Below are 26,006 nucleotides of genomic sequence, written 5' to 3'. Positions count from 1 at the left end.
TGTATGGTTTTGTTGTCTGGAGCTGTTTTATTAAGACAGTCGATCGCGCTTTCGACTGTCTTTTTATTTTGGAGACGTAGAAAGAAGGGAATTATTATGTCTGAAGCAACAGTGGATTTTGAGAAACTGTGTCCTGACAAGAAAGGTCTTAAGCGGGATTTGAAATCGCGCCATCTAATGATGATTTCTGTCGGTGGCACAATCGGAACCGGGTTATTCTTAGGTTCGGGGCAAACGATTAGTCAGGCCGGGCCGTTTGGCGCTATACTGGGCTATGCGGTTGGTGGCATTGTTATGCTGCTGGTATTGTTAAGCCTCGCCGAATTGTCTACTGCTATGCCGATTTCTGGTTCATTCCAGTCTTATGCTTCCCGTTTTATCTCGCCTGGAGCAGGTTTTACGACCGGCTGGCTGTATTGGGTTAACTGGGCGACTTGTATTGCTGCTGATTTTACGGCGGCGGGTATTATTGCTAATAACTGGTTTCCTGAGATTCCTGTATGGGTTTGGTGTGCCGCGTTTGCCATTGGCTTGGCAGTATTAAATTTAATCTCTGTTAAAAATTATGGTGAAGCTGAATTTTGGTTTGCTGGTATTAAGGTAACTGCAATTATTGGTTTCATTATTTTTGGTGCAGCATTAATGTTTGGTGTCGTTGGCAACGAAGGAGCCATTGGTTTGTCTAATTTTAATATTGGACCAGATATTTTCCCTAATGGATTCTTTGCCGTATTTTTGTCAATGATTGCCGTAGTATATTCTTTCCAAGGCGCTGAGCTTGTTGGTATTGCCGCTGCGGAATGCGAAGACCCTGGCAAAAATGTTCCCCGGGTTATAAAAGGTGTTACCTTCCGGATTATCCTGTTCTATGTAATAGCGATTTTTGTGTTGGCTGCAACGATTCCCTGGCAAGAAGCCGGAGTATTGGAAAGCCCGTTTGCGCATGTATTTAGCCGTACCGGCATGCCGTTCGCGCATACCCTTATGAGCGCTGTTGTACTTACTTCTGCATTGTCAGCAGGTAACTCCGCGTTATACGCCTGCTCCCGTCTTCTCTGGTCCATGTCTAAGGAAAACCTTGCTCCTTCCTGGCTTGGAAAGCTCAATAGCAACGGTGTTCCTTTCAATGGCGTATTAATTACGCTGGCACTTGCCGGTCTTTCTCTGTTGACTCAGGTATATGCTGCTGATACTGTGTATCTTTGGTTAATGTCCAGTACCGGTTTGACGGGGTGCTTAATCTGGATTATTATTGCCTGGTGTCAAATCAATTTCCGCAAAGAGTATCAGAAACTTGGCGGTAAGCTTAGTGATTTGATTTTCCGGACTCCGATGTATCCCATTGTTCCTATTTTGACTATCATTTTGAATTTCGCAATCATATTCAGCTTGTACTTTGATGAAACACAGCATATTGTGTTGTATGCCGGTACAGTTGTAGTAGCCGGAATTTATCTGTACTACTGCTTGTTCCACAATAAAAAGAAGGATATAACCTCACAATCTTCGGCTAATTAGATGGTTTTATGATCAGTTACCTAGAGTCTTGTTTTGCATGTGCGCTTATGGTGTAGACAAGGATAAAGAGGCTAGTAGAGTATTGATTTAACTGCATATAACATAACCGCACCTTTACGTTGAAGTTGAAAGGTTGCGGTTATTTTTTTAGTAAAGTTTAGCCTATAGAAATATAAAAATTTTGGCGAAGGGTGTTATTTTTGCGTCTTTCTTAAGAAAAGAGTTTATTTTCCTTTTTCAGATAAATTTTACTAAAAAAGGAAGGAATATCCAAGTGAATTGCAGAACATTATTACTCGAAGGAGGGAGTAGTACTGAGTAGTTCAATAGTTCATAAATTTTATCTTCTTATAACAGTAGTAATAACTGCAATAACTATCTTTGTCGGTTATCAATATATCGAACAGGAACGACAATTAATGATGACAAGTCTACAAAATGAACTAAAGGATGCAGCTTCCGAAGTTGAGAGATCGTTTTATAGAAATCAATTTGCTGAAGATAACGTAATTGGCGCATTTGACGAAGAAGATAAGGCTTCAATGTTAAACGCAAAATACCAGCCATATATTGACCAGTTACAAAATAAATATCCTAACTATGGATTGGGTATTTACTCTCGAAATTTGGATCGAGTGATAGCCGTAACTGACCCAACTCCGGATAAACTAAATAAAGCAAAATATGACGACAGGTATTTTAAAATCTTTGAGACTGGAAAAATAGAAAAACAGGAGAATACACCTTCCATTGATTTTTTAAACAGCCGGATTCTAAATCTGCAATATCCAATAAACGTCGATGGAGAAACAATTGGTTTCACATGGGCTTGTGCTAAAACAGCGGATATTCAAAATGCTGTAAACGATATGATTTTCCGGTTGACAATATACTGTATTCTCATCTGGTTTATTTCTATTATATTAGTGCGGATGATCTTTGACCGATTATTAAAAGCTATAAATAATCTTATCACTCAAATTAAAGAGGATAATACAAGTGCTGAGAGCTTTAAGGATTTTCCCGAACTTATCCCGCTGGTAAATACAATTACAGAACAACGGGTAGCATTAGAAAATGCCTATCAGCAACGCGAAAAAATGCTTGTCGAATTGGCACGAATTAATCGTTTGGATTTGGTAGGGGAAATGGCGGCTAGTGTTGCCCATGAAATCAGAAACCCGATGACGTCGGTTCAGGGCTTCCTACAGTTCGCGCAAAAAAAGTGTGATAGAAAAATAGCCGAATACATGGATACCGCGCTAGAGGAATTGGCGCATGCAAATCAGATCATTGACGATTTTTTGGCCTTAGCACGGAACCGGTTCGTAGAAAAATCCCCGGAAAACATAAATGAAATAATTCGTCGCTTAGAACCTATAATATATGCTGACTGTATGAAAAAAGGAATTGTGTTAGATCTTAACCTCAAAGATTTACTCCCTGTTTTTGCCTCCGGAAAAGAAATCAGGCAGCTAATTTTAAACCTAACCCGGAATGCTATGGATGCCATGAGTAAAAACGGTCGCCTCATAATACAGACCGAGTACGACGAGGGCTTTGTTAAATTGACAATTGCCGATAACGGAAAAGGTATACCTGTGGATGAATTTGAAACAATATTCGAACCATTCTTTACAACAAAGGATAATGGGACAGGTCTCGGGCTTGTAGTTTGTCAAAGCATTATCGAGCATCATGGCGGAACGGTAAAAGTCAACTCTGAAGTAGGAAAAGGAACTGTATTTACAATTACATTGCCTGTATATCAGGGAGAATGAGAGAAAGACAGGCGTTGCCTTTGGAACATCCAGAGACAACGCCTGTCTTTTGCTAATGGGTAACTAGAATTTGAGTTTTTAACGACCTGAGTAGTAGTCTTGACAATCATAGGTAAAAGCCATATTATAGTATTAATACAAATATTAGGCAAAAGGGGTGCTTTGTTATGTTGGTAATTGCTGTTTTCGAGGTGAACGAAATTTAATAGTATTTTTTTAAGACAACCACACGCCTAATATTTTTATTGATTTGGCACGATAGGTTATCGTGTTTTTTTGTTGCCTTTTTTAGGGTAGCTAGTAGGGTCGCAGTTTGGTTGCTGCGACTTTTTTTATTTTTACAAATAAACAATAAGGGGAATTGCATGAGCAATATAACAATTATATCGAATGAAAAGAATTGGATAGAACAGACGGCCATCAATCAATTAGAAGCACTGGCAAACTTGCCAGGGGTAGTACAAACAGTGGGACTGCCGGATTTGCATGCTGGAAAGTCACCGGTCGGAGCGGTGGTAGTTTCTGAGGATGTAATATATCCACATATTGTTGGTGGGGACATCGGTTGCGGGATGGGACTATATGACACGGGGATTGAAAGCAGAAAGTTCAAGCTTGACCGATGGGTTACAAAGCTCAGCAACATTCGGGAGTTAGCCGATATTCAGACAGATAATCCATATGAAGAGCCAAGTCCCATTTATGACTTAGGAACTATTGGTGGAGGTAACCATTTTGTGGAATTTCAGGTAGTGGATAAAATTTACGACAAAGAAGTCTGTATGGCGCTGCAATTGGACGAAGCAATGCTAATGTTGTTAGTACACAGCGGCTCCCGTGGCTACGGGCAAAGCATTTTGAATACGTATGATAATCCTCAGGGCCTTGCGGCAGATGATGAACAAGTGGAGTGTTATTTAACAGAGCATGATAATGCCGTGTTGTGGGCTGCGCGAAATCGTAAAATAGTAGTTAATAAGCTGCTTGCTTATTTGGGATATACTCCGCGGCCGAAAAAGTTAATTGATTGTCAGCATAATTTTATTGAGCGAAGAGGCGATAGGTTTATTCACCGTAAAGGTGCCGTGTCTGCCGAGAGAGGGCCTATTATTATCCCGGGCTCGCGCGGTTCACTCACTTATGTTGTAGAGCCAACAAAAAACACAGCCATGGCGGCCTTTTCGCTGTCCCATGGTGCTGGCCGGAAGTGGGCAAGGAGTCTGTGCAAATCACGTATCCGTAACAAGTATGATCGTGATACTATTCGCCAAACAAAATTAAAAAGTCGGGTGGTATGTCATGATACCGACCTATTATTTCAAGAGGCGCCGGAAGCATACAAAAATATTGATACTGTAATCGATAGCCTTTTGCAATTTGAGCTAATCAATGTTGTTGCGACGCTTAGGCCAGTGCTGACTTATAAGGGGTGATACTATGCTGATTCAAATAAGTTCCGGAAAAGGTCCTTTAGAATGCGAACTGGCAGTCGGAAAGTTTCTAAAAGCATTACAGATAGAATTTGGCGATTTGGAAATCGTGAGCCAAGTAAAAAGCAGCTATGTCAATTGCTTCAAATCTGTAGTTATAAAAACAGACAACAAGGTAGATGAAATTATCGGTACAGTCAAATGGATAGCGCAAAGCCCATTCCGTCCAAAACATAAGCGCAAAAACTGGTTTATCGGGGTTAGCCTCTTTAAAGAAAACCGAAAGCAGGATTTTGATACAGAACTTGTCCGCTTCGAAACATTCAGAAGCGGAGGCAAGGGTGGACAAAACGTGAATAAGGTTGAAACCGGTGTTAGGGCGACACATATTCCTACCGGTGTTAGTGTTGTATCTACTCAAGGCCGCGACCAGCATATCAACAAAAAACTGGCGCTAATCCGATTAAATGAAATCATCATGGAACAGAATATTGCGCAGGAAATGCTGTTGAAACAAACCATGTGGATTCAACATGAATTGCTAGAGCGGGGAAAACCTGTCCGGGTTTATGAGGGGGCGGAGTTCAGACTGCTCAACGCGGAGCATAGGAAATAGCGCCATGACGCTGTTTAGATTCTATGCTTTGTAAATGAAAGAAAACTATTGCCTGTCAGGCAATAGTTTTCTTTCATTTTTAAGATAGGGCGCGAGAACATTTAAAACTACAAGGCACTATACTTCATCAGAAACTTTAACAAGTAGCTGCTTCTGGTTTGCTATGCGTTCGACGAGTTGTTTTCTAAAATCCGCCGGTCCCAATACTCGAATAATTGGGCCAAAGGATAGAAGCGTAATCAAAAGTTCCATCTCATCTACTTCATAATAGTAAATTTTCATAAAACAGGTTTTTGTGATTTCATCATATTCCGAGATGCGTTCGAAATTAGACAGTTGAGTAAAGATGCGCTCAAAGCCGTTACGCTCATTTGTAATCTCGATTTCAACCGGCTGGGGTATGCGAAGACTCTGGATATATCTTGCGAGGCCAGCAGGCGCATTCCAGTCCATAACTTTTACCGAGGTAATGCGGGAAAGATTTAATTTATAGAGACTTTGCAGCTTTTTCTGGCGTAACCTCACGCCAATGAGCCGGAATTTGTTGTCCTTTAGCGAGTACTCAAGCTTATATGGGGCGATATAGGCGGAAAGGCGGTTGCCTTTGCCGCTCTCGTAGGTAATCAGTAGTACCTTGGCTGTTTGAATGGATTTAAGGATAGTCGAGAAAAGGATCTTATATTCTTTACTGTTGTAATCATCACCGTCATTTGCCATGTCTATAGGCAAAATATAATCCGGATTATAAAGCGGCTCAACATCGGAAAGTAAGGAACGGTATGAGGAGTATTCATTTTCGTCAGCAAACAGGGCAAACCGTTTATCATTTATGATTGCTTTCAGCCAGCGTTTTTGCAGTGTTGTTAAGGTAAGCGGCGGGAGGCTTTTAGCTATTGGCGATAAACAGCCGGAAAAATCTTTTTTTAACAAGCAATAGCTTTCTTGATTGGTGTTTAGCAGATAGGGAGTTAGAGCTAAGGATGTTTCGGTAAAACCAAGTTCAGCAACTATTGCAGCAATTTCACTGGCTGTAAGTTTACGTACGGCAGAAGCCTGTAAGACCTGGTTTATAATGTAAAAGTATCTGCTGTGAATCTCACTAAACAGCTCCATAGTAGTCCTCCGTTCCTAGCGTGACTATTCCTCATATAAGTGTGTCATGCGTTCGATATCATCGAGAAATTGCTTAATAACTTGTTTGTTAGAGCCATTTATCGATATGATTCGTCCAATAAACGTGCGCAGCCATGGTACCATTTCCTGTGTATCGGTGACTTCAATGCGGTATGCAAAAGTATTATCGGCTAATTTTTCAATTATCCCATGTTTGCCTTCGCGTTTAAGCCGGGTAAGTACGTAAGCTTCGGTGCTTTCATTAATAGATAGTATCATTTCAAGCTGTTCCATATAATTCTTTCTGCCTAGGTAGACACCCCAGGTGTGGGAAAGCCTGGTTTCAAGTTCGGCTAATTGTTTTTGAAAAGTATCGTATTTCTCTAATACCTTAACGTTTTTGAGATAGTCCAGACGGTATGAGAAGAAATTGTGTTTTCGATTGTTATAGGCAAGTAGATATCTTCTGCCATGCTTTACGTTGATCGCTATTTTTAGAGGAAGGATTATTTGGCAGAACGGATTTTTTGATCTGCTCCCGCAGGTTTCAATCTGGATCATTTTTTTCTCTTGAATTGCTGAAAGTATTTGGATTAGCACTTCGTCATCCAGCGTATGAGAGGTAAATAGATGACGGAAGGAAAATACTCCGCGATTTTGGCCGCTGTCGCGACGGATAAAAGAACCAAGAACACCGGCTGGAGTAACGTTTTCAAAGAACTGTATAGGGGAGGCAAGCCTGTTTATTAGATCTGGCAGGTTTTGATTGAACAAACTGTCGTTGATATAGTAATGCAAGGTTTTACCATTCTTAATTTTTTTAAACAAACCGACCTCTACATATTCGTTAAGCTTATTGCGAACGGTCATGGTATCAGGCATTGCGTGTTCGGAAAAAGTGGACAGGCACTCATTAGAGAGAGTATCTGCTGCTTCTTGGGCAGTTAAGCCGGGATGATTGCTAAGTATGTCAAAAAGGTAAAAGTGCAGCAAACAGTCATTGATTGTAAAGGATTTGGTTTCCCATACCGAAAACAGCGGATTTTGTGAAAGGTCGCCGGTGTCGGTACTGATGAACAGATTTTTGCCACGCGAGCTGTTTTCCCCGCGAATATAGCCTGCAAGATAACTTTCAATTCTCCGCCGTTCATTATCATAGCTTCGGCTGCTTTTACGGGTGTAGTCGCTGCGGCATTTATAACCGTATACTAAAAAGTCCCGGGCATAATCTCTTATTTTATCAAAATTCTTAATTAGTTCAGTAAATCTGGCCATAGCATCACCTTAACACATTATGTTTTTATAATACCAAATTTGTCAATTATTTGTAAGCTCGCAAACTTTTTTTAATGATGCCAGTGTAATAAGGTGGTAAATTATACACAAGGAGATGAGCTTATGTATGTGATTTATGATAAGGCAAAAAATCAGCACCCGATAAAAGTCTGGCTGCGTGAAGCTGATATATTAGAGGAGGGCTGCCTCCAGCAAGCTACGAATTTATCTAATTTACCGTTTATACATAAATGGGTTGCTCTAATGCCTGACACTCATATGGGAAAAGGAATGCCTATTGGTGGAGTAATAGCAGCAGACGGTGTGGTTATTCCCAATGCGGTAGGTGTAGATATTGGCTGTGGTATGGCCTATATTCAAACCAATATTGAAGCTAGTTTACTTAAAAACACAAATACGGCAAACGGGTCATTGCTTCAAGCAATAATTGGAGATATCCTGCGAAACATTCCGGTCGGTTTTAAGCATCATAAACAGCGGCAGGCGTCCACTGTTATTGACAATGCTATGGCCAACAAGGAACGCTATGCATTTGCTGAAAAGCTGCTTCCAGAAATAGAGGACGGCTATTATCAAATTGGCACCCTTGGCGGCGGTAACCACTTTATTGAGTTACAGGAAGATGAAAAGGGCATGACCGGCATAATGCTGCATTCCGGCAGCAGACATCTTGGACATCAAATCTGCGGATTTTTCCATGAAGCTGCCAAAGAAAACAACAAGAAGTGGTTTTCGGTAGTACCTGCCGAATATCAACTGGCATTCTTGCCTGTTGATAGTAAAGAGGGACAAGCTTATATCGAATGGATGCAACTGGCACTTGCTTTTGCCAAAGAAAATCGCAACCATATGTTAAATGCGATAATGGCAATGTTTGATAAATTGGTTAACAAATTTACCGGCTGTCAGCCCGAGTATTCGAGCCATGTTAACTGTCATCACAACTATGCCGCTATTGAAAATCACTATGGAAAGAATGTCTGGGTACACCGTAAAGGGGCCATTCGGGCAAGAGTCGGCGATGTAGGCATTATCCCCGGTGCTATGGGATCGTATAGCTATATTGTTGAAGGAAAGGGCAATGTAGAAAGTTTTCATTCCTGTTCACATGGGGCGGGGCGTCTCATGTCACGTACCAAAGCCAAGGGGTCTTTTTCGGTAGAGTCGGTTATAACTGATTTGAAAGGCTGCGGTGTTGTTCTGGGCAAGAACAATAAAAGTGACGTAGCGGAGGAATCAAGATTTGCCTATAAGGATATTGATTCTGTTATTGCAAATGAGCTAGACCTGATGACGCCTGTCAAGAAACTGTGTACAATTGGTGTGGTCAAAGGTTAATTTTGGAGGTAAATGTTAGGAGTAATACTTATGAGAGATATAATTCTTGCTAAATTAACTGATATTGAAAAAGAAAAGAACGTTCAAATATTGTTTGCTGTTGAATCCGGGAGCCGGGCCTGGGGCTTTCCCTCGCAAGATAGTGATTACGATGTTCGTTTTGTGTATATCCAAAAACCTGAGTGGTATTTATCTATTGAAAGAAAGAGGGATGTTATCGAGTATCCTATCAATGATTTATTGGATATAAACGGTTGGGATATATGTAAAGCGCTGGGATTGCTGCGTAAATATAACCCTGCTCTAATGGAATGGCTGGATTCGCCGATAGTTTATAGGGAGGGTTATAAAATAAGGGAACGGATGCGAGATGTCCGGGCGGCCTATTTTGCGCGGAGAACTTCAATACACCATTATTTAAGTATGGCTGCTTCCAACTACCGAAGTTATCTAAGAGGCGAAAGAGTCAAGTCCAAAAAATATTTTTATGTTCTTAGACCGCTTTTTGCCTGCATGTGGCTGGAACGGGAGAATAGCCATCCGCCCATATCTTTCCTTACACTTATGGAGACCCATCTTAAAGATCAGCCGCAGCTAAAGGAGCAAGTTGAGGCACTGCTTGCGCGCAAAATAGCCGGCGATGAATTGACAGTAGAGCCACGCATCGATAGTCTGAACAGCTATATTGAAGAGCGGCTAAGTTATCTAGAAGAGTACGCAAAAGGGCTTCCGGCCGATAATTTTTGTGAGACGGAACGCCTGAATATATTCTTTAGAAGTTTACTGCAAGAGGTGTGGGAGTTTTATCCTAAAGGAGATAAACAGTGTCGGACTTTAAAAAGATAATTGCTATAGGGGATTCTATTACCTACGGATTTCCTTATTTTCCATGCTCGTCATGGGTTCATTTGGTCAGTCAAGAGTTGGGGATTCCTATAATTAATAAAGGCGTAAACGGTGATACCAGCTTGCAAATGCTTGAACGCTTTGCGCAGGATGTTATCAGATCTTTACCGTCGCACGTAATTATTATGGGCGGGGCTAACGATGCCTGTGCGAGGGTTGAGGCAGAAGAAGTATATGATAATATTCGTTCCATGGTAGAAATGGCGGAGCAATATGAAATAATACCGATACTGGGACTGCCGATACCCTGTAATTATCCTCAAGATGAATGTATTCTTAGTCTATATCGCGAAGATATGCGCGAGTATGCCGCTGCTAAAAATCTATCTGTGATTGATTTTCACTCAGCATTTTTTAAGTCTAACAGCAAGCAGCCGTATGGTGGGTTCTATACTGATGTGCTGCATCCTAATGAGCAAGGTTATAGAGTTATGGCAGGGATTGCTGTAAACACAATACGAAATATATAAAAGAGCCTTCCGGTGCAGGCCGGAAGGCTTATTACGTTCGAGTACGTTGTTGTGCTATTCTACTACATTAATTACAGCTCCATTTTTAAGCTCATTTAGGTTACTTGTAATAACCATGCTGTCTGGCGGCAGACTGCAGGTAAGTTCAGTCAACTCACCTAGGGTGTCGCCGGTAGTTATTTCTTGGAGGAGCGCTTTGCCGTTGACTGCCAGGTATAGGAACTTTCGTCCCTGGTCATCTTGAAATACTGCGGTGGAGGGAACGGCAAGGGCTGAGGCGGAACTACCGGTATCGATACGGACAGTGGCTGTCATACCTGGTGTGAGTAAGCCGGGTGGATTTGTGGCCAATTTAATATGGGCAAGGAAGGCCGCGACCTGGTTTGCTTCAATTTTTGGATATATTCCGGAAACCTGACCGGTTAAGGTTTGGTTGGCAACATTTATGGCAGTAGGCGTGCCTAAATGGACAAGATAGAGATCATTTTGATTAACCGAAATAACAGCTTCCAGGGTTTGACCGCTGCCTAGGGATAACAGTGTTTGTCCACCTTGGACCGTACTTCCTGCCGAGGCGGCAAGACCGGTTACCGTACCGCCGGCTTGCGCAGTAACAGTAGTAACACTTGGGACAGCGGCTGAAGATGACCCGCCGTCTGAATCGCTGGTTGAGCTTTCTTTAGCCGCTTGTAATTTCGCGGCGGCTGTTTCGAATTGCCGTTTGGATATAGCGCCAATTTCAAATAATTTTTTGTAGCGATTGAATTCGTCTAAGGCTTTGGTGTAATTGCCTTGCGGTGCGGGGGAGGCTGCTGCAGGTTGGGCACTCGTTGTCTCCTGAGACGCCTCAATCTTAAATAATGCTTGACCGGCCTTTACTGTTTGGCCTTCTTTTACGTAGACTTCACTAAGACTGCCGGAGAACGGAGCAGCGATAGGCGTCAATGTAGCATTTTCAATAGACCCGGTACGGGTTATTTGTACTGGTTTATTTACAGAACTCAGAGGAACCGCCGTCAAGTTAATTGGCGGTTTGGTAACCAGTTGCTGTGACCAAACGGCCACGGCGGAGGATTTATAACCGGCAAACAAAAGCAAAACCGCTATTGCTGTGGTTATTACGGCGAGAATTCGATATTGCGGGGGAATTACTTTCACAAAGGTCACTCCCATAAACTAAGGTATAAGTCTATGTTCTCACTTTTCAATTTTTACGTCAAGTATTGTTGTAAAAGAGATAGTAATTACAAGGGGGGAATTTTCCGCTATAATATAGAAGGGGTAGGATAACATTATTCCGAGACCATAGGATAAACAAAATTGTTACAGCACTCAAGCTAGTTAAGGTGCGTATAGTTAGGAGGAGACCCAGGTGGATATTCCGCAGGAATCGCAGAACAAGCATAATATAGGCAACTGGTGGGCAACCGTCCATTCCAAAAAGGGGATGATTGTTCTACTATGTGCACTTGTTCTTTTTATATCCGGAATGGTAGTCATTCGGCATTCTTCGCAAACTACGGAAAGTGTTCCGGCAATGGTTTCGCAGCCTGTCAGAGCTAGTGAAGCCAGGCCAGTTCAAGAGCTGGAGAAAAACGCGAGAAGTATGGATAAATTGGCCAATAAGCCTTCGCTTTGGCCTGTTACCGGAGAGATTACCTCAGTATTTGGCTGGCGAAACTCGCCATGGGGCGGCGGCAGTGAATTTCATCCGGGAATTGACATCGCCAACAATATGGAGACGCCGATTGTTGCCACTGCCGACGGTGAGGTTGTACAGAGTGAACCGGCTGGCGGCTATGGCAATATTGTGAAAATTAATCATGGCAATGGTATTGAAACAATTTACGGACACAATGCCCACTTAGCTGTAAACGCCGGACAAAGTGTTAAGAAAGGCCAAGTTATAGCCTATTTGGGGAATACAGGGAGAAGTACGGGACCACATCTTCATTATGAAGTCCGGGTTAATGGTACCGCAGTTGATCCTATCAGCTTTCTTGTCGCTTATTAAAAGCTGTATTTGTGTGAAGCCTTGAACAATAATGATCAGCTATATTTCACCTGAAAGTAAGTCGCATTATGGAAACCAGCAGCTGCAAATAGGACAAATTCTTCATTGACTAGTGGTGAATAAAGGTTCATATTATTATTGGAGGCGATGCATATGATGGTAAATGGTGTTACAGTTGTTGCCGAAGATGATATTACCGAAGAGGAAATCACGGCTATTGTAAGTGAGGAATTGCAGCTCTGGAAGCAAAAAGGAAAAGAACTGGGCAAAGTAACTTTGAGTCTGGACGGCGAAGAAATAGTCGTAAAGGCGGTTGAACGTTCCCCGATTAGGCGGATTAGGCGGATAACCGGTTATCTAAGTACAGAAGACCGTTTTAATGCGGCCAAACAGGCGGAGTTGACTGATAGAGTAGTACATTTCTAGAGTTATTGAGGATACAATTGCTAACTATTTGTTAAGTTTTAGTTGAGTATATAGAATATTAAATAGTAAAATATAACTATCCGTGATAATATAAAATTATTACGGATAATTTTTTATTTTAGGAGCGGAAAAAAGTGCTGTTTAATATTCGGCCAAGTAATTTGGTGAGTGCATTATCAATAGCGTTGGAATTATCTACAGACGGAATTTCCCGGCACCATTGGCGGACAGCGCTAATTGCGAACAAAATTGCAGAACATATTGGCCTCGAGTATAGAGATCGGCAGATCCTTGTCTTTGCTTCGCTGCTGCATGATATTGGGGCTGTGTCTAATTGGTATGAGAAAAAGAAGTTGTTAACGCTAAATGTAACCCATGACGTATATCGTCATGCCGAAGCTGGATATTTCCTCCTGAAGGATTCGCCGCATTTTGGGATGCTTGCTGAACCTATACGCTATCACCATGACGCTTGGGCAGGACCCAATCCTTCCGGTCTCGAAGGGAAGGAGATTCCGCTTTCTAGCAGGATTATAAATTTGGCCGACCGATTGGAAGTATTACTTAAGGATAAAGTCTACATATTTGAGCAGTGCCAGGATATTCTTGCCGCGATCGATGAGTTAAGCGGCAACTATTTTGACCCTGACTTGGTACGGGCTTTACATGAATTTAGCGGGCAAGAGAGCTTTTGGCTGGATTTAACCAACCCGCATTATTATCAGAACTTTTTCCGTCAATTTGATGCCAACGGACATATAGTGTTTAACATAGATGCCATTGTCAACATTGCGGAGATTTTTGCTACAATCATTGACCGGACCAGTAGCTTCACAGGCATGCATTCCCGTAGCGTCGCCCTGGTTTCGGAGTTTTTGGCTCGAATTAAAGGATATAGCCAGGAAGAAGTGAAACTGATGAAAATTGCCGGGCTATTTCATGACCTGGGAAAATTGGCTATACCCAATGATATCCTGGAAAAGCAAAGTGGATTGACGGACAAAGAATTTTCGATAATCAAGCAGCATCCCTACTATACCTACAGGATACTTGAGCAGATTGACGGCTTTTCCCTGGTAGCTGAATGGGCGGCTTTCCATCACGAGACATTGGACGGAGTCGGTTATCCGTTTCGCATTCAGGAACCTTCTCTTAGACTTGGCTCCCGGATAGTCGGCGTAGCAGATGTGTTTGTGGCTTTAAGTGAGCATAGACCATACCGGGCATCACTGCCTTTGGCGGAAATTGAAAAAATCATGCGTGGGATGGTGGAACGCCGCAAACTAGACGGTTGTATTGTAGCTGATTTGTTCAGTAATATAGATAATCTAAGTAATTTGGTTAACCAAATTTTGACGATGACGACCCCAGATAGTCAGCACGGCAACTAAGAATTGCTGAGTTGACTTTTCCCTTCCCAGCGAGTAAAATGATAATGTCAAAATGCCGGTATAGCTCAGCTGGTAGAGCATCTCATTCGTAATGAGAGGGTCACAGGTTCGAATCCTGCTATCGGCTCCAGTAAAATCAAGGCTCTGTGGGGTGTTCCTGCAGGGTCTTTTTATTTTTTGTCTTCCGATTTGTCTCCAGTCAGGGGTAAAAAATAAAATTTCACACATGTTAACACACTATAACACATGAAAATAATTTATCTTTATTTTTATTTAATTTTTCTTCTAACCATCTCAGCGAGGCGCGTTTTTCAACTGAATGAAATGCGAATATTTTTTATAAGTCACAGATACATCACTATGACCTAAACGCATGGAAACATAGCTTGGGTGATGCTGCTCTAATATTTCATCCTTGTATACCGCATGGCTAAGGATTCTTCTAATGACGGCGCGATTGTATTCTAACAGCGCTTTTCCTACCAGTTTATCTGACTTTTTTTCGTCATAAACCTTCATGCTTCCTTCTGTAGATAAGCTTGACAGCTAATAAACACTCAGCAAACCCTCGGGAAACCGGGGGTTATTTTATTTTTTCCGGGAGGGGAGTCAAATAGATAAACAACATATTGGTCAGCAATTTAAACCGCTCGTTAAGAAGTACGCAGGTATATATAGAAGAAGTGTTCCGGATGCGGAATCCGCAGCGTGGCTGGCCTTACTGCAAGCTATTCATAGTTTTAATCCCGACATTGGAGTTCCACTGGCCGGCTATCTTGAAAGCTGGGTGAAATACGGCCTGCTGAATCTTTGGCGAAAAAAAATAAAAAGAAAGCGAATGGAGTACCAGGGGGATAAGGCCCTTGAGTATGTGGCAGCTCCCGACGATCCTCAGGCTGAGCTAATATACAAGGAAACATTTGAAAGAATGCTGGCGGCGCTGCAAGCGTTGCCTCCCCGGCAACTGCTTGTATTAATTCACGTTTTTGTCTACGGTCATAGGTTGGCAAACATAGCGCAATTACTGGGAATTACGGCGCAGGCAGTCAATCAATTAAAAAATAGAGCGTTAGCCCGTTTAAAAAAACGACTTGCATGAATGTATCTAAGTGAAAGCCGATGTACAGGAAACACACAATGAAAATAAGAGTTCCTTGGCTATGTTGGGTTTCAAAATAATTTAATTGGAGGAATGTAAATGGCTACAGTAGGACAAAAGTTAACAGCACCAGAGGCAGGGTGGAAAAGAATAAACTTAACACTAGATAATGTTTCTTATGGTGGGGGTACAGATTCTTATAAATATGGCGCTAATACAGCCTATTTGGGAGATACCTTAAGATTAAATGTAAAAGGGGCATGGGTGAAGCTCAATTTTAATGGGGACAGAATTAGAATTATTGGCACCTCATCAGATGGTTATGATACCAGTATAAAAATAAATATAGACGGGGAAGATTTTACTTTTTCCGAACGTACTGGAGCTTTCATTTGGCAAGCATTAGTATTTGAAAAAACAGGAATGTCTAATAGTGAACATACGGTTACGATTACGAGAATTTCTGAGTACAAGGGGGATAATCTCCAGGTGCATATTGACGCAATCGATATTGACGAAAATGGAGAATTTCTTCCGTATAATCCATCCCCAGTTCCTGTACCAACAAACCTAACTGTCACTGCAGGTGACGCAAAAGTAACTCTCAACTGGAACGCAGTTACCGGCGTAACTGGCTACAACGTAAAACGAGCTACAACTGCAGGAGGCCCGTATACTACTATCGCCAGCAACGTGTCTGGTACCAGCTATGTAGATTCTGCAATAACCAATGGTACTACCTACTATTATGTAGTGACTGCAATTACCGCTAATGGCGAAAGTGGAAATTCTAATAAAGCGTCGGCTACACCGACCGCACCACCAGATCCCAAATTACATATCGTCCTAGAAGTAGGAGAACAAATCCAACTTATTGGAAATATTCTCCCTGAAATCATTGGCGATCCTAACCTAGAATGGAATTCCGCCTTCCCCAACATTGCTTCGGTTGATGCGACTGGTAAGGTAACGGCCCATGCCGAAGGTGTAACCCGTATTCAGGTCAAGACTGTAGACGGTACATGGACAGACTACGCTCTGGTAGAAGTCATAGCCAAAGAATACCGGCTGTCCATTCTCCTAAAAGTGGGCGAGAGCTGCCTGCTAAAATTTGCGGCTGACAAGGACGTCATCTGGCAGTCAGGCGACTCGGCAGTGGCTACCGTTGACCCCAGCAACGCGCCGATAACCAGAGTAACGGCCCGTGCCGGAGGCCTGTCGTTGGTTACAGTTAAGACCGCGGACGGCAGCAAGCGAGACCAGATTTATGTAACGGTTATTAAGTAAGGAACGTAACGAATCCGCTCTATCCTTCGGGCTAGGGCGGCTTTTTTATTTTGGGCAGAAAAATAAGCTGGCTTTCCGGCTCGCTTTTCAACCTAGGACTGAATAAGGGTAATTTTCAGCGTAATATATTGGTGATGGGTATTTGATTATTTATAAATTGTTCTAAACGAAATTATTGATTTGTTTAGAATGATTGATAATCATTCATCAACACTTACGTTGCATATTTTCTTGCAATATAAATGCGCTGAAAAAAGTAGCATTTTCGGCAACATAAAAAATAGATTGCAGTATTCATTTGGTAAATGTTTTTCATTGTTAGAAAGTTGGGTGTGAAGACGGCGACTGGTTTGGTAATCTCACAGCTAACGTCGAATGTTATATGCATTAATTATTTTATACGCCGCATCCTCCGGGATGCGGTTTTTTATTTCTAAAGAAATTCTAAAAATAACCAAGTACTATAAAAGTATTCGAAGTAATCCAATCTACATAACCCCTCTAAAATACCCGGTCTGCCACGCCGGGTATTTTTATTTCCACTTATTCCCGCTTGCTGACTACAAACACATGTTCTAACATGGCATTGAGGTGGTACATATGAGAACGTTCGTCGGGATTACAGCGCTACACGACAAACAGGGAAATATATACCCAATGGTAATGCATTGGCCGGATGGAAGACAATGGACCGTCGATAAAATCGTGGACATTCGCAAGGCGGTACCAAGTTGGCTAAAAGCGGGGAGGTGCGGAGAATGCAAAAAAATATGAAGAGCGGACGGGCGCCACTCTTCATTGGAGGAGGTTACCTGGGACCTTAGGTACCTGCTATATATTATGTAAAATATGATCGAAGTGTTAAATGATTTTTTTAATTGAGGTGCGGAGGGCGAGTGAAAAAAATAGCCCAGTATTAGCCGGGCTATTGGTATAGGCCAATTAAAATCGACGAAAACGTCTAAATCGACCGAATGGGAAGAAAGGGAAGAATGGGAAGAAACCGAACCCACCAAAGCCACCGAAGCCGCGTCCCCCGAATCTACCGAAGCCACCAAAACGAGGAGGATCGCCAGGAGGATCATCCATAGCCATAAAATCCGATGGTGTACCACATGTAGGGCATTCTTCAGAGCGGCTGACATCGTACTCATTGTCACAGCAGGGGCACACTCTACAGACCTCATAGCAGCATTTTTCATAAACTCTATGCTTTGAAGTATAAGTTCCAACACATCTTCTATGACATGGTCTGCATCTATGTTTTGGCATACACTCATCATCACGCATACGGTATTCCATTATCATACCTCCACAATATTTTTCTGAGGGGCCTATTATATTTTATGCGTAGTACTAACTACCTGTTACGTCAATTAGTGCTTATTAGGTAATCTAAAACGAGGTGCAGACGATGCCAAAGAAAACAGTAGAGAACTAAAATTTGCGAGTAATACATTACTCTTTTCTTTTACCTAAAATCAAACCTGGGCAGTAAGCCCAGGTAAAAGAGGTTAGTCTCGGTGATAGATTTGATGGTGATGCCAGACTTTTAAGCCAACGTACACCACGGCACCTATAGCCAAGAATTTTAATAATGGGGAGTCGCCACAGCAATCGCGATGCGAATGATGATGATGACACATTATTAATCACCTCCAAATCTAGTTTGCCACTTATCATGATAATTATTGCTGGAGGCGATATCAATGGCGCGACGGGAACCTGTTCAGATTCAGAGTGTCGATTCTGTGTGACAATTGGACACAGAATAAGTGGGGAATTTTAGCCGCATCCTTGGGGGGGCGGCTTTCCTATCTCTAAAGTAATTCTAAAGTTAGTTATTTAAAATAAAAACATCTCCTCAATTAATACCATAAACCCCATGCTGCCCGGCCCGTGTTGCTGGGCATTTTTTTTATTTTCTGGCGCAGGAAGCAGCTTTCCATCTCTCAGCCGTAAAGGTTGGGGAATGGGTTTTTGGTATTAAACTTATACACTGGGAAAGAATAAGTTTAAAGAGTAAGGAGGTTCTGAAATGAGTAATCAAGTTATACTATGGAGCCTGACGATTTTACCTTGGCTTACATTATTTTTCATGCCCAAAGACGCTAGAAAGCGGTTTATGCCTGTAGCGCAATTTTCTATAATTACAAGTATATTATTTATAGAGATGGGGCAAACTTTTGGCTGGTTCGTTTGGGAAGAAGCGGCTTATCCACTTAAATCACCATCATACATCTTCGGATCAAATACCGTTGCTACTATATGGCTTTTTTATTTTTTGTACGGTCGGTTTTGGACATACTTAGCAGTGGATACAGTACTAAACTTCGGCTTTATATATTTATTTCATGTTTATTATCTTGGCAATAGAGGAATTTTTCACGAAGTAAGTCTTGATCCTTTATTAAATGTGATATATGCAATTATAATTGGTATTCTGCTATATGGTTATCAGATGTGGCAAGAAGGTATCTTTGCGAGTACTGAAGCTAAATCCACCAGCCACGTTACTAACCTGCAACCAGCAGCAACCAAACCATTGCCTGAAAGCCACAAAGATAACGATGACAAATAAAGGGCCAACTTTGAATTGATTCCAGTAGCATAAATGCCCCGAACTGATCACAGCCGCCTGCCGGGTTCGTCCTGGCGGGCGGCTTTTATTGTTTATTAAAAAGCGGTACAGTATAGGTTAAAGAGTTGTCACTGGAACTTTTTAACTGAAAGATTCTAAAGGAATTCTAAAACTTGTGTAATATTATGTAAACGTGATTTCAATATTCTACGAGGAGGTTTTACATGAAAGATGTAAAAAAGAAAATTATGGTGTTTTCTATGTTAGGCTTAATGCAAGCGGGATTGTTTACGGGTGTGGCATCGGCATCACCTCGATATGCTACTGCATCAGATCCGTCATCCTTTTTTTCATATTTAATGCAATGCTGTGAAGATATCTTCTGTCAGAAGCAGTGTAGCGATTTACAGACAGATTGCGAGCAAGTTCTTTCGGAAAAAGGTAGAAATACGAATAATTTCTATCTACAATTTCAAAAGAAATGTAATAAATAAAATACATAACCCGGATAGCGTTTATTCGCTGTCCGGGCTTTTCACTATATAGAATATATTTTATCTTCAAAAATCAGCTTCCAGTAGCGTGATAGCTACCATGACTGTATCCGCCTGTCGGGTAACTGGTGGGCGGTTTTCCATTTACAGCTGCTATTTGGCACTAATTAAATGAACAATTTTTTCTGTAGCAAAACTGCTCAACTATTCATAGATTATAATATGTATACCCCTTACTTTATGGGATAGGAGGCGCACATATGGGATTCGGTGGCTTTGGAGGTCGAGGCTTTGGTGGTTGCTTTATAATAGTTATCATTATCCTTTTGTTGTTCTGCTTCTGTAGAGATGAGTGTAGCCCGACCTGTTAAGTAATTTTGCCATACGCCAAAACCAAGCGTTACATTCTGTTTATCTCCTTTATCAACGAGCCGTTCACAGTGAACGGCTTTTCCATTCATTCCCATCAAAGGTTAACTATGGTTTGCAGGTTGTCTACAAAACCCATTTTTTTGTTTGTCCGCAACCTGTCTAATATACAAGAAACATACAGTAAATCGGACGCTTTTATTTGTAGCAAAACTGCTCAAATCTTCATAGATTATAGTGTACCATTTACTCTATGCGATGAGGAGGTTTAGTTTATGGGTTTTGGTGGATTTGGAGGCTGTGGAGGACGTAATGGCTTTAGTGGGATCATAATAATTATAATTATTCTTTTATTTTTCTGCTGCTTTGAAGATGAGTGTAGCCCAACCTGTTAAGTGATTTCAAATTAAAGCCAAACCACAACGCAACATAAGAGATACCTTATAAGGCATCACTAGCACTAGTGATGCCTTATAACAAGGTACAAATGAAAATATTCGTAGCAATGACAGATTATGATATTTATAGAAACGATCACCCTCGGGAAACCGGGGGTTATTTTATTTTTTCAAGAAGGGAATGATACCATGTTGGCAGTTCTTAAGAAATTGCCACCAGGGCAACTGCTTGTATTAATTCATGCTTTTATTTACGGCCGTAGGCTGCCGAAATAGTGCATTCAACCAATTTTCTGGGGGATGGACTTTTTTTCTTGGATTTTAGAGTATATAATGTTATAATATTACCAAAATATGGAAATAAGGATGTGGTATTATGGTTAATGGCAGTGGAGAAACATTGATACAAAAGTTAACAACGCGCATACAAGAACAGCTAATAATAAATGGGATTACCGATTTCAAATGTGCTGATGGGAACTTTTATTTTGAGAATACTGATGAAAAGTCCAAAGCAAATGATATAATTCGTAATTGGTTAATCCATTTCCTTGAGAATGATGCAGAACATTTAATGTAATTTGCTGCTTGCCGGGTTGCCCTGGTGGGCTCATAAATTAAAAGCCATTGATCAGGAAAGGCTTTTTGTTTATTTAGCTATTAATTTTTCTAGCTCTTCTTAGAAGGGGCTTTTTTGTAAATGAACCCGTATCTTTGAAAAAAGATGGGGGTTCATTTTTCTTGTAGTAATCCTGAAAAGGTATTGTTTTTTATACTATGAGTTCCGGTAGCTTGCATACCCTAATGCCGTTGCTGACATAGTAATAAGGAATGGAGGGGTACGCTTTGAAAATAACAGAAGAATTAGTACATATTCCGGCAAATCAAGCGGTAATAGAAGGGGCGCTTCGAGTACCGCCGGCGCCCTGCGGCATAGTTTTGTTTGCCCATGGCAGTGGCAGCAGCCGCCATAGTCCCAGAAACAATTTTGTGGCGCGGGTACTGAATGAACATGGCATGGCCACTTTGCTTATGGATTTACTGACAATTGAGGAAGACCGTGATTATGAGACCAGATTTGATATCACGCTGTTAACCGGACGTTTGGTAACTGCTACTACCTGGGTCAGAGAACAAAGTAAAGCTAAAGAGCTGCCGGTAGGTTACTTTGGGGCAAGTACAGGGGCGGCCGCCGCCTTGAAGGCCGCTGTTGTGGGAAAATCGGTCGGTGCGGTGGTATCACGCGGAGGACGCCCTGATTTAGCAGGAACTGATTTGGCTAAGGTTACTTCCCCGACATTACTGCTTGTTGGCAGTCATGACTACGGAGTAATTGAATTGAATGAAGACGCCTTTTCTCAGCTGCAGGGCATCAAAGAACTGGTTTTAATCCCGGGAGCCACTCATTTGTTTGAAGAGCCGGGAACGCTGGAGCAGGTAGCGGCACAAGCCGCTGATTGGTTTCACCGGCACTTGGCTGTAGGTCTGGCTTCACGTTAAGAAACTCCTGTTGTAACCAAAGCTATGGGTATATCATACTATACATTACCAGGAGTAAAGGAGGTATACTTATGGGACGCTTTGGTGGTTGTTTTGGCGGTAATGGCAGTGGGATGATTATTGTGATTATAATCATTATCCTATTTTTCTGCTTTGAGAATGACACTGGCACCTGCTAGCATATCACACAAAAATTTGGGAGTACCGTCCAGCTTAGTTGAACGATAATATAAGCCATCTGCCTTAATGGTAGATGGCTTATATTTTTGATTTCGGGTAAAAAATAGGTGGTGTCTGCTACCTAATCGCGGGGATTGGCTGTAGAATAATTTTCCTTGGATTCTTCTCGTCCGGAGTTCTTGTTCGCGTCTGTTTCCTTTGATTTCTTGGCTTTAGATCGCTGAATGCTGCGAAATTGGTCAAGAGTTCTGCCACCCATAGCAAAACCTCCCTTTAAAATAAATGCGTATGATGGATACCTTCCCAAATATATGATGTGCAAACCAATTTGCTGCTATCCATAAAAAGTGTGTCAGTACAAGTCATTATTTATTTTTGGTTTTTTCTTTATTGATCAAGGGCATACAGGCATACAACCGGCAAAGATGAATATAGATTAGTGACGGTTGGTGCTTGTAAGTGCCTAATTCCTCAAGTCCAGTAAGGGTTTATGGGTTGGAGGTGTCCGTTATGAATAACGGTAATGAAGGTTATCTGACAGGCCGGAAACCCGGTGAAACCCGGCATAGCTATGTCTTGTATGAATGGCTGGGAAAAATTAAATGGTGTTACCTCTGCGGTGTATATTTGGTTGATCCCAAATATGAGCAGGAATTTATGAAAGAACACAGGGCTCATTAACCCTGTGTTTTTTTGTATGTCTTTATAAATTCTATGGCCTGTTCCAGTTCGGCGGGGCTGATACTGGCTTCAACGGCCTTGTCTACTACGACAAAATAGTTAAGATATTTTTCATTAGTAACCAGGGCTTTTAGTTTTACGTTCAATTCTAATTCCTCTAGGGTTGTCACATCTTCACGCAGGAAAAATTCTACAGGCAGCTGCAGTTCACTGGCTAACAAGACGACTTTGTCCCGGCCTAGCCGTCGGCGATTGTTTTCTACATGGGATATATAGGACTGGGTTACGTTCAAGAGTTTTGCAAGCTGCTCCGTAGTCAAGGCAAACTTTTCCCGTACAAAGCGTACTTTATCACCAAATCTCATGGTAGATCCTCCTGTCCCCGGTACAAGTGGTCCTGGGCTTAGCTTAGATGGGGTTAAGACCCACCTGAAGCTACGTCTTCTTTATACATTATTACATAATATTGGTAAATATTCTACTGACTTATTGTCATATAGTTGGCATAAAGAGATAAAAAAAGTAGGCATATACATGACAAAAAGTCATATATATGAACTAAGAAATAGCGGCGCGAGGTACTCTGGTCATACACTACGTTAATAAAACAAAAGGTGGGATGGCTAAGGCCGCATGTATGAAAAACTATGAGCTTAGGGTTAGAAACATGTTGGCACAAATGGCGCTGTTGGGATTGGTTTTCTGCACGCTTGCCTATCTGTATTCGACAATACCGGTAATGATCGGGCTCATTATCGGTCTAGTGACAGGCTCAGTCTACTTTCTCTATCTTTACCGCCAAGTAGAGAATGTCCAGGTTTTTCCCAAGCAAAAGGCGGTAGAACACATCAGGGGTGGCTGGATTATCCGACTGGGAGTTATGGTATTGGTACTTATAGTTATTACCCACTATCTAAAAGTCAGTACACTGGCATTTGTTGTAGGCTTCTTTGTCATGCCGGTACTCCTGTTTTTAAACGGGATGCTGCTGGTCGTTAGACAAATAGGAGATACCAAAAAACGATAATACAAGGAGGTGTAAAGGCGTATGGGCCACGGCGGAGCGGAGATAGGCGGACACAAACTGGCCGTTTTAGCAGGATTGACGTTTAATCTGGATACGCTGTACATGACGTGGCTGACAATGGCCATTCTCGTCTTTGGCTCGCTGCTGGTTCGGCTTAACTGGACGCTTGTTCCAGGCGGCTGGCAGAACTTTGTGGAAATTGTGCTGGAAGGGCTGCTGGCTCAGATTGATTCGACGATTGGTCCAAGTGGCCGTAAAGTCGCGCCGCTTCTCATTACACTGTTTCTGTTTTTGCTCATTGCCAACTGGCTGGGTTTAGTGCCAGGCTTTACCTCGCCGACCAACGACATTAATACTACACTGGGTCTGGCCTTGATGATTATTATCATTGTTCATGGTTTCGGTATAAAAAACAAAGGCCTCTTATCCCATTTTAAACATTTTGTTGAACCTAATATCTTTTTTTTGCCCATTAACATCATCGAGGAATTGGCAAAACCCGTTACACTCTCGTTTCGTCTCTTTGGCAACATTCTGGCCGGGGAAATTCTCATTATTATCCTGGGTATCCTGGTGCCTTATGTTGCGCCGACCTTATGGCTTGCTTTCAGCGTATTTGTCGGTATTATCCAAGCACTGATATTTACCATGCTTTCGATGTCTTACCTAAGTAATTCGTTAGAACCGCATCATAACGAGGAAAAGGAGGGGTGACAGTGGAACAGGCGATTATCATTGCTGCTTCGGTTATTGCTGCTGCCTTAATTGTAGGGCTGGCCGCTTTCGGTGCGGCAACAGGCGATGGGCAGGTGACAGCTAAAGCCATTGAAAGTATTGCCCGTCAACCGGAAGCGAAAAACTCTATCATGGTGACAATGTTGATTTCGGTAGGTTTGATTGAGTCAATTCCCATTATTGCTGCAGTAATAGCCATTGTACTGGTATTTACCAATCCATTTTTAAAGTAAAAAAACAAGGCGCCTGGTAGAATTTTTCTATCAGACGCCTGCTCCCAGAGTGGAAGGGGGGAATGTACTTGATCGATATTAACGCTACATTGGTGGCTCAAATTATTAACTTTCTCATTCTCGTCGCCCTGTTGACCAAAATCGCTTACAAGCCGATTATGACGGCCTTGGAGGAACGGCGGGCTGGTATAGAAAAAAGTCTGTTAGAAGCCGACCGTGAGCGGAGTTTGGCTGAAAAACTGAAGCAGGAAAGCGAAAACCAAATTCTGGAGGCTCGTATTCAGGCCAGAACCATTATTAATGAGGCCATAGCGCTTGGCGAAAAATCACGGGAAAGCATTATTAACAAAGCGAATGAGGAAAACGGACGGCTGCTCAAAGCAACACAGGAAGAAATCGAACACTGTTATCAGCAGGCCATGCTTAAACTTAAAGCTGAAGTAGCAATTATGGCCGTGGCGGCCGCTGAAAAGATTATCGAAAAGAATCTTGATGTGGAAACAAACACTCTATTGGTGCAAAACTTCATCAAAAACCTGAATAAGGAAAAGTATGGTGAGCTGGCATGAAGGCACGATTAGCTGCAAGGTATGCCCGGGCGCTGTTTAGGATTGCGGCCAAGCGACAGATTTTGTACGAGGTAGCTGAGGAACTGACGGTGGTAGAACAGATTTTTTCTCAGCCGGAAGTCAAAGAGTTTTTTAACAATCCAGGAATAGCAGCTGACAGTAAGGCGGATACAATTGGCCGTTTGTTTGGGACCGGTGTCTCCGGTGTTGTGCAAAACTTTTTGTATCATATGACCGATAAGCGGCGAACCAGCATCTTGCCGGATATAATCAAGATCTACCGCAGCCTGGTAAAACAGGCAGGCAATATTCTTGAAGTTGAGGTTATTACGGCAATGCCGTTGAATGAACCTGACAAAGAGCAATTGGCGGCGCAGCTGGCAGCTGTGACCGAAAAGACTATTGAATTACACTCTCAGGTAGATTCACGAATACTGGGCGGGCTTATTATTCAAATCGGCGACAAGCGTATTGATAACAGTGTGACAGCCAAACTGGCTGCAATGAAAAAACATATCCTTGAGAAATAGTTTGGGGAAAGTGAGGTGACCAAC

The 26,006-nt window shown here is 42.0% G+C and carries 27 protein-coding genes, 1 tRNA gene and 1 pseudogene; 23 read left to right on the top strand and 6 right to left on the bottom strand.

Annotated elements, in window-relative coordinates; translation table 11 throughout:
- The first annotated feature begins 96 nt into the window (after positions 1–96).
- The 4 genes from SRRS_RS26775 to prfH all read left to right on the top strand — a co-directional run bounded on the left by SRRS_RS26775 (position 97) and on the right by prfH (position 5,345).
- A complete protein-coding gene (locus tag SRRS_RS26775; RefSeq protein WP_371364855.1) occupies positions 97–1,518 on the top strand; it encodes an amino acid permease in 1,422 nt (473 codons plus the stop codon).
- A 419-nt stretch (positions 1,519–1,937) separates the two neighbouring features.
- Positions 1,938–3,299, top strand: a complete 1,362-nt coding sequence (locus SRRS_RS26770) for a nitrogen regulation protein NR(II) (protein ID WP_371364852.1) — start codon at positions 1,938–1,940, stop codon at positions 3,297–3,299.
- Positions 3,300–3,664: 365 nt separating this feature from the next.
- Positions 3,665–4,732, top strand: a complete 1,068-nt coding sequence (locus SRRS_RS26765) for an RNA ligase RtcB family protein (protein WP_371364850.1) — start codon at positions 3,665–3,667, stop codon at positions 4,730–4,732.
- Between the two features lie 4 nt (positions 4,733–4,736).
- Positions 4,737–5,345 carry a peptide chain release factor H gene (gene prfH, locus SRRS_RS26760; protein ID WP_371364848.1) on the top strand — a complete coding sequence of 203 codons (609 nt, stop codon included), beginning with the start codon at positions 4,737–4,739 and terminating at the stop codon, positions 5,343–5,345.
- Between the two features lie 117 nt (positions 5,346–5,462).
- Here the strand turns inward: prfH and SRRS_RS26755 are convergent, their stop codons facing one another.
- Both SRRS_RS26755 and SRRS_RS26750 read right to left on the bottom strand, forming a co-directional pair.
- Positions 5,463–6,458 (bottom strand): WYL domain-containing protein, encoded by a 996-nt coding sequence (locus SRRS_RS26755; RefSeq protein WP_371364845.1) that lies wholly within the window; start codon positions 6,456–6,458, stop codon positions 5,463–5,465.
- A gap of 24 nt (positions 6,459–6,482) precedes the next feature.
- The gene (locus SRRS_RS26750; RefSeq protein ID WP_371364843.1) at positions 6,483–7,733 is read right to left on the bottom strand and encodes a WYL domain-containing protein; all 1,251 of its coding nucleotides are present in this window, start codon (positions 7,731–7,733) and stop codon (positions 6,483–6,485) included.
- Positions 7,734–7,856: 123 nt separating this feature from the next.
- Between SRRS_RS26750 and SRRS_RS26745 the strand changes: the two genes are divergently transcribed.
- From SRRS_RS26745 to SRRS_RS26735, 3 genes are read left to right on the top strand one after another with little or no spacing between them, the layout of a single operon-like run.
- Positions 7,857–9,092 (top strand): RtcB family protein, encoded by a 1,236-nt coding sequence (locus SRRS_RS26745; protein ID WP_371364840.1) that lies wholly within the window; start codon positions 7,857–7,859, stop codon positions 9,090–9,092.
- A 30-nt stretch (positions 9,093–9,122) separates the two neighbouring features.
- Positions 9,123–9,938, top strand: coding sequence for a nucleotidyltransferase domain-containing protein (locus SRRS_RS26740; RefSeq protein WP_371364837.1), 816 nt, complete (start codon positions 9,123–9,125; stop codon positions 9,936–9,938).
- Positions 9,917–10,468 (top strand): SGNH/GDSL hydrolase family protein, encoded by a 552-nt coding sequence (locus tag SRRS_RS26735; RefSeq protein WP_371364835.1) that lies wholly within the window; start codon positions 9,917–9,919, stop codon positions 10,466–10,468. The genes SRRS_RS26740 and SRRS_RS26735 overlap by 22 nt, the downstream gene beginning before the upstream one ends.
- 54 nt (positions 10,469–10,522) lie before the next feature.
- On the opposite strand, the gene SRRS_RS26730 is transcribed toward SRRS_RS26735, so the two are convergent.
- Positions 10,523–11,626, bottom strand: coding sequence for an efflux RND transporter periplasmic adaptor subunit (locus tag SRRS_RS26730; RefSeq protein ID WP_371364832.1), 1,104 nt, complete (start codon positions 11,624–11,626; stop codon positions 10,523–10,525).
- Positions 11,627–12,086: 460 nt separating this feature from the next.
- On the opposite strand from SRRS_RS26730, the pseudogene SRRS_RS26725 reads away from it, so the two are divergent.
- The 4 genes and pseudogenes from SRRS_RS26725 to SRRS_RS26710 all read left to right on the top strand — a co-directional run.
- Positions 12,087–12,482: pseudogene (locus tag SRRS_RS26725) on the top strand (M23 family metallopeptidase); the annotation flags it as partial.
- Positions 12,483–12,635: 153 nt separating this feature from the next.
- Complete coding sequence (gene nrdD, locus SRRS_RS26720) at positions 12,636–12,908, top strand: anaerobic ribonucleoside-triphosphate reductase (RefSeq protein WP_371364829.1); 273 nt, start codon at positions 12,636–12,638, stop codon at positions 12,906–12,908.
- 134 nt (positions 12,909–13,042) lie between these two features.
- Positions 13,043–14,299, top strand: a complete 1,257-nt coding sequence (locus tag SRRS_RS26715) for an HD domain-containing phosphohydrolase (protein WP_371364827.1) — start codon at positions 13,043–13,045, stop codon at positions 14,297–14,299.
- A gap of 54 nt (positions 14,300–14,353) precedes the next feature.
- Positions 14,354–14,429 (top strand) — tRNA-Thr (locus SRRS_RS26710).
- A 164-nt stretch (positions 14,430–14,593) separates the two neighbouring features.
- On the opposite strand, the gene SRRS_RS26705 is transcribed toward SRRS_RS26710, so the two are convergent.
- Complete coding sequence (locus SRRS_RS26705) at positions 14,594–14,818, bottom strand: hypothetical protein (RefSeq protein ID WP_371364825.1); 225 nt, start codon at positions 14,816–14,818, stop codon at positions 14,594–14,596.
- A 94-nt stretch (positions 14,819–14,912) separates the two neighbouring features.
- Here SRRS_RS26705 and SRRS_RS26700 point away from each other — a divergent pair, with 94 nt between their 5' ends.
- The 6 genes from SRRS_RS26700 to SRRS_RS26675 all read left to right on the top strand — a co-directional run bounded on the left by SRRS_RS26700 (position 14,913) and on the right by SRRS_RS26675 (position 22,027).
- The gene (locus tag SRRS_RS26700) at positions 14,913–15,398 is read left to right on the top strand and encodes a sigma-70 family RNA polymerase sigma factor (RefSeq protein WP_371369934.1); all 486 of its coding nucleotides are present in this window, start codon (positions 14,913–14,915) and stop codon (positions 15,396–15,398) included.
- Positions 15,399–15,497: 99 nt separating this feature from the next.
- Positions 15,498–16,685, top strand: coding sequence for an Ig-like domain-containing protein (locus SRRS_RS26695; RefSeq protein ID WP_371364822.1), 1,188 nt, complete (start codon positions 15,498–15,500; stop codon positions 16,683–16,685).
- 2,038 nt (positions 16,686–18,723) lie between these two features.
- Complete coding sequence (locus SRRS_RS26690; protein ID WP_371364819.1) at positions 18,724–19,266, top strand: hypothetical protein; 543 nt, start codon at positions 18,724–18,726, stop codon at positions 19,264–19,266.
- Positions 19,267–19,490: 224 nt separating this feature from the next.
- Positions 19,491–19,760 (top strand): hypothetical protein, encoded by a 270-nt coding sequence (locus tag SRRS_RS26685; protein ID WP_371364817.1) that lies wholly within the window; start codon positions 19,491–19,493, stop codon positions 19,758–19,760.
- A 1,143-nt stretch (positions 19,761–20,903) separates the two neighbouring features.
- Complete coding sequence (locus tag SRRS_RS26680; RefSeq protein ID WP_371364814.1) at positions 20,904–21,107, top strand: hypothetical protein; 204 nt, start codon at positions 20,904–20,906, stop codon at positions 21,105–21,107.
- A gap of 266 nt (positions 21,108–21,373) precedes the next feature.
- Complete coding sequence (locus SRRS_RS26675) at positions 21,374–22,027, top strand: dienelactone hydrolase family protein (RefSeq protein WP_371364811.1); 654 nt, start codon at positions 21,374–21,376, stop codon at positions 22,025–22,027.
- Between the two features lie 301 nt (positions 22,028–22,328).
- Here SRRS_RS26675 and SRRS_RS26670 read toward each other — a convergent pair whose 3' ends face one another.
- Positions 22,329–22,466 carry a hypothetical protein gene (locus SRRS_RS26670; RefSeq protein WP_371364808.1) on the bottom strand — a complete coding sequence of 46 codons (138 nt, stop codon included), beginning with the start codon at positions 22,464–22,466 and terminating at the stop codon, positions 22,329–22,331.
- A gap of 251 nt (positions 22,467–22,717) precedes the next feature.
- Between SRRS_RS26670 and SRRS_RS26665 the strand changes: the two genes are divergently transcribed.
- Entirely contained in the window at positions 22,718–22,888 is a 171-nt protein-coding gene (locus SRRS_RS26665) for a hypothetical protein (RefSeq protein WP_371364805.1), read from the top strand.
- Here SRRS_RS26665 and SRRS_RS26660 read toward each other — a convergent pair.
- Positions 22,885–23,253, bottom strand: coding sequence for a helix-turn-helix domain-containing protein (locus SRRS_RS26660; RefSeq protein WP_371364804.1), 369 nt, complete (start codon positions 23,251–23,253; stop codon positions 22,885–22,887). The genes SRRS_RS26665 and SRRS_RS26660 overlap by 4 nt on opposite strands.
- Before the next feature lie 254 nt (positions 23,254–23,507).
- Here SRRS_RS26660 and SRRS_RS26655 point away from each other — a divergent pair, with 254 nt between their 5' ends.
- From SRRS_RS26655 to atpH, 5 genes are all read left to right on the top strand, one after another.
- A complete protein-coding gene (locus SRRS_RS26655; RefSeq protein ID WP_371364802.1) occupies positions 23,508–23,915 on the top strand; it encodes an ATP synthase subunit I in 408 nt (135 codons plus the stop codon).
- A gap of 21 nt (positions 23,916–23,936) precedes the next feature.
- Entirely contained in the window at positions 23,937–24,629 is a 693-nt protein-coding gene (atpB, locus tag SRRS_RS26650; protein ID WP_371364799.1) for a F0F1 ATP synthase subunit A, read from the top strand.
- A 2-nt stretch (positions 24,630–24,631) separates the two neighbouring features.
- A complete protein-coding gene (atpE, locus tag SRRS_RS26645) occupies positions 24,632–24,883 on the top strand; it encodes a F0F1 ATP synthase subunit C (protein WP_371364797.1) in 252 nt (83 codons plus the stop codon).
- Positions 24,884–24,951: 68 nt separating this feature from the next.
- A complete protein-coding gene (gene atpF, locus SRRS_RS26640; RefSeq protein ID WP_371364795.1) occupies positions 24,952–25,452 on the top strand; it encodes a F0F1 ATP synthase subunit B in 501 nt (166 codons plus the stop codon).
- On the top strand, positions 25,449–25,982 hold the full coding sequence (gene atpH, locus SRRS_RS26635; RefSeq protein WP_371364793.1) for an ATP synthase F1 subunit delta: 534 nt from the start codon (positions 25,449–25,451) through the stop codon (positions 25,980–25,982). The genes atpF and atpH overlap by 4 nt, the downstream gene beginning before the upstream one ends.
- Positions 25,983–26,006: the final 24 nt, after the last annotated feature.

Origin of the sequence: Sporomusa rhizae, assembly GCF_041428845.1 — a bacterium.
GTDB classification, from domain to species: domain Bacteria; phylum Bacillota; class Negativicutes; order Sporomusales; family Sporomusaceae; genus Sporomusa; species Sporomusa rhizae.
Note: the sequence above shows the minus strand (reverse complement) of the source record. Positions and strands in the feature narration are given on the sequence as shown.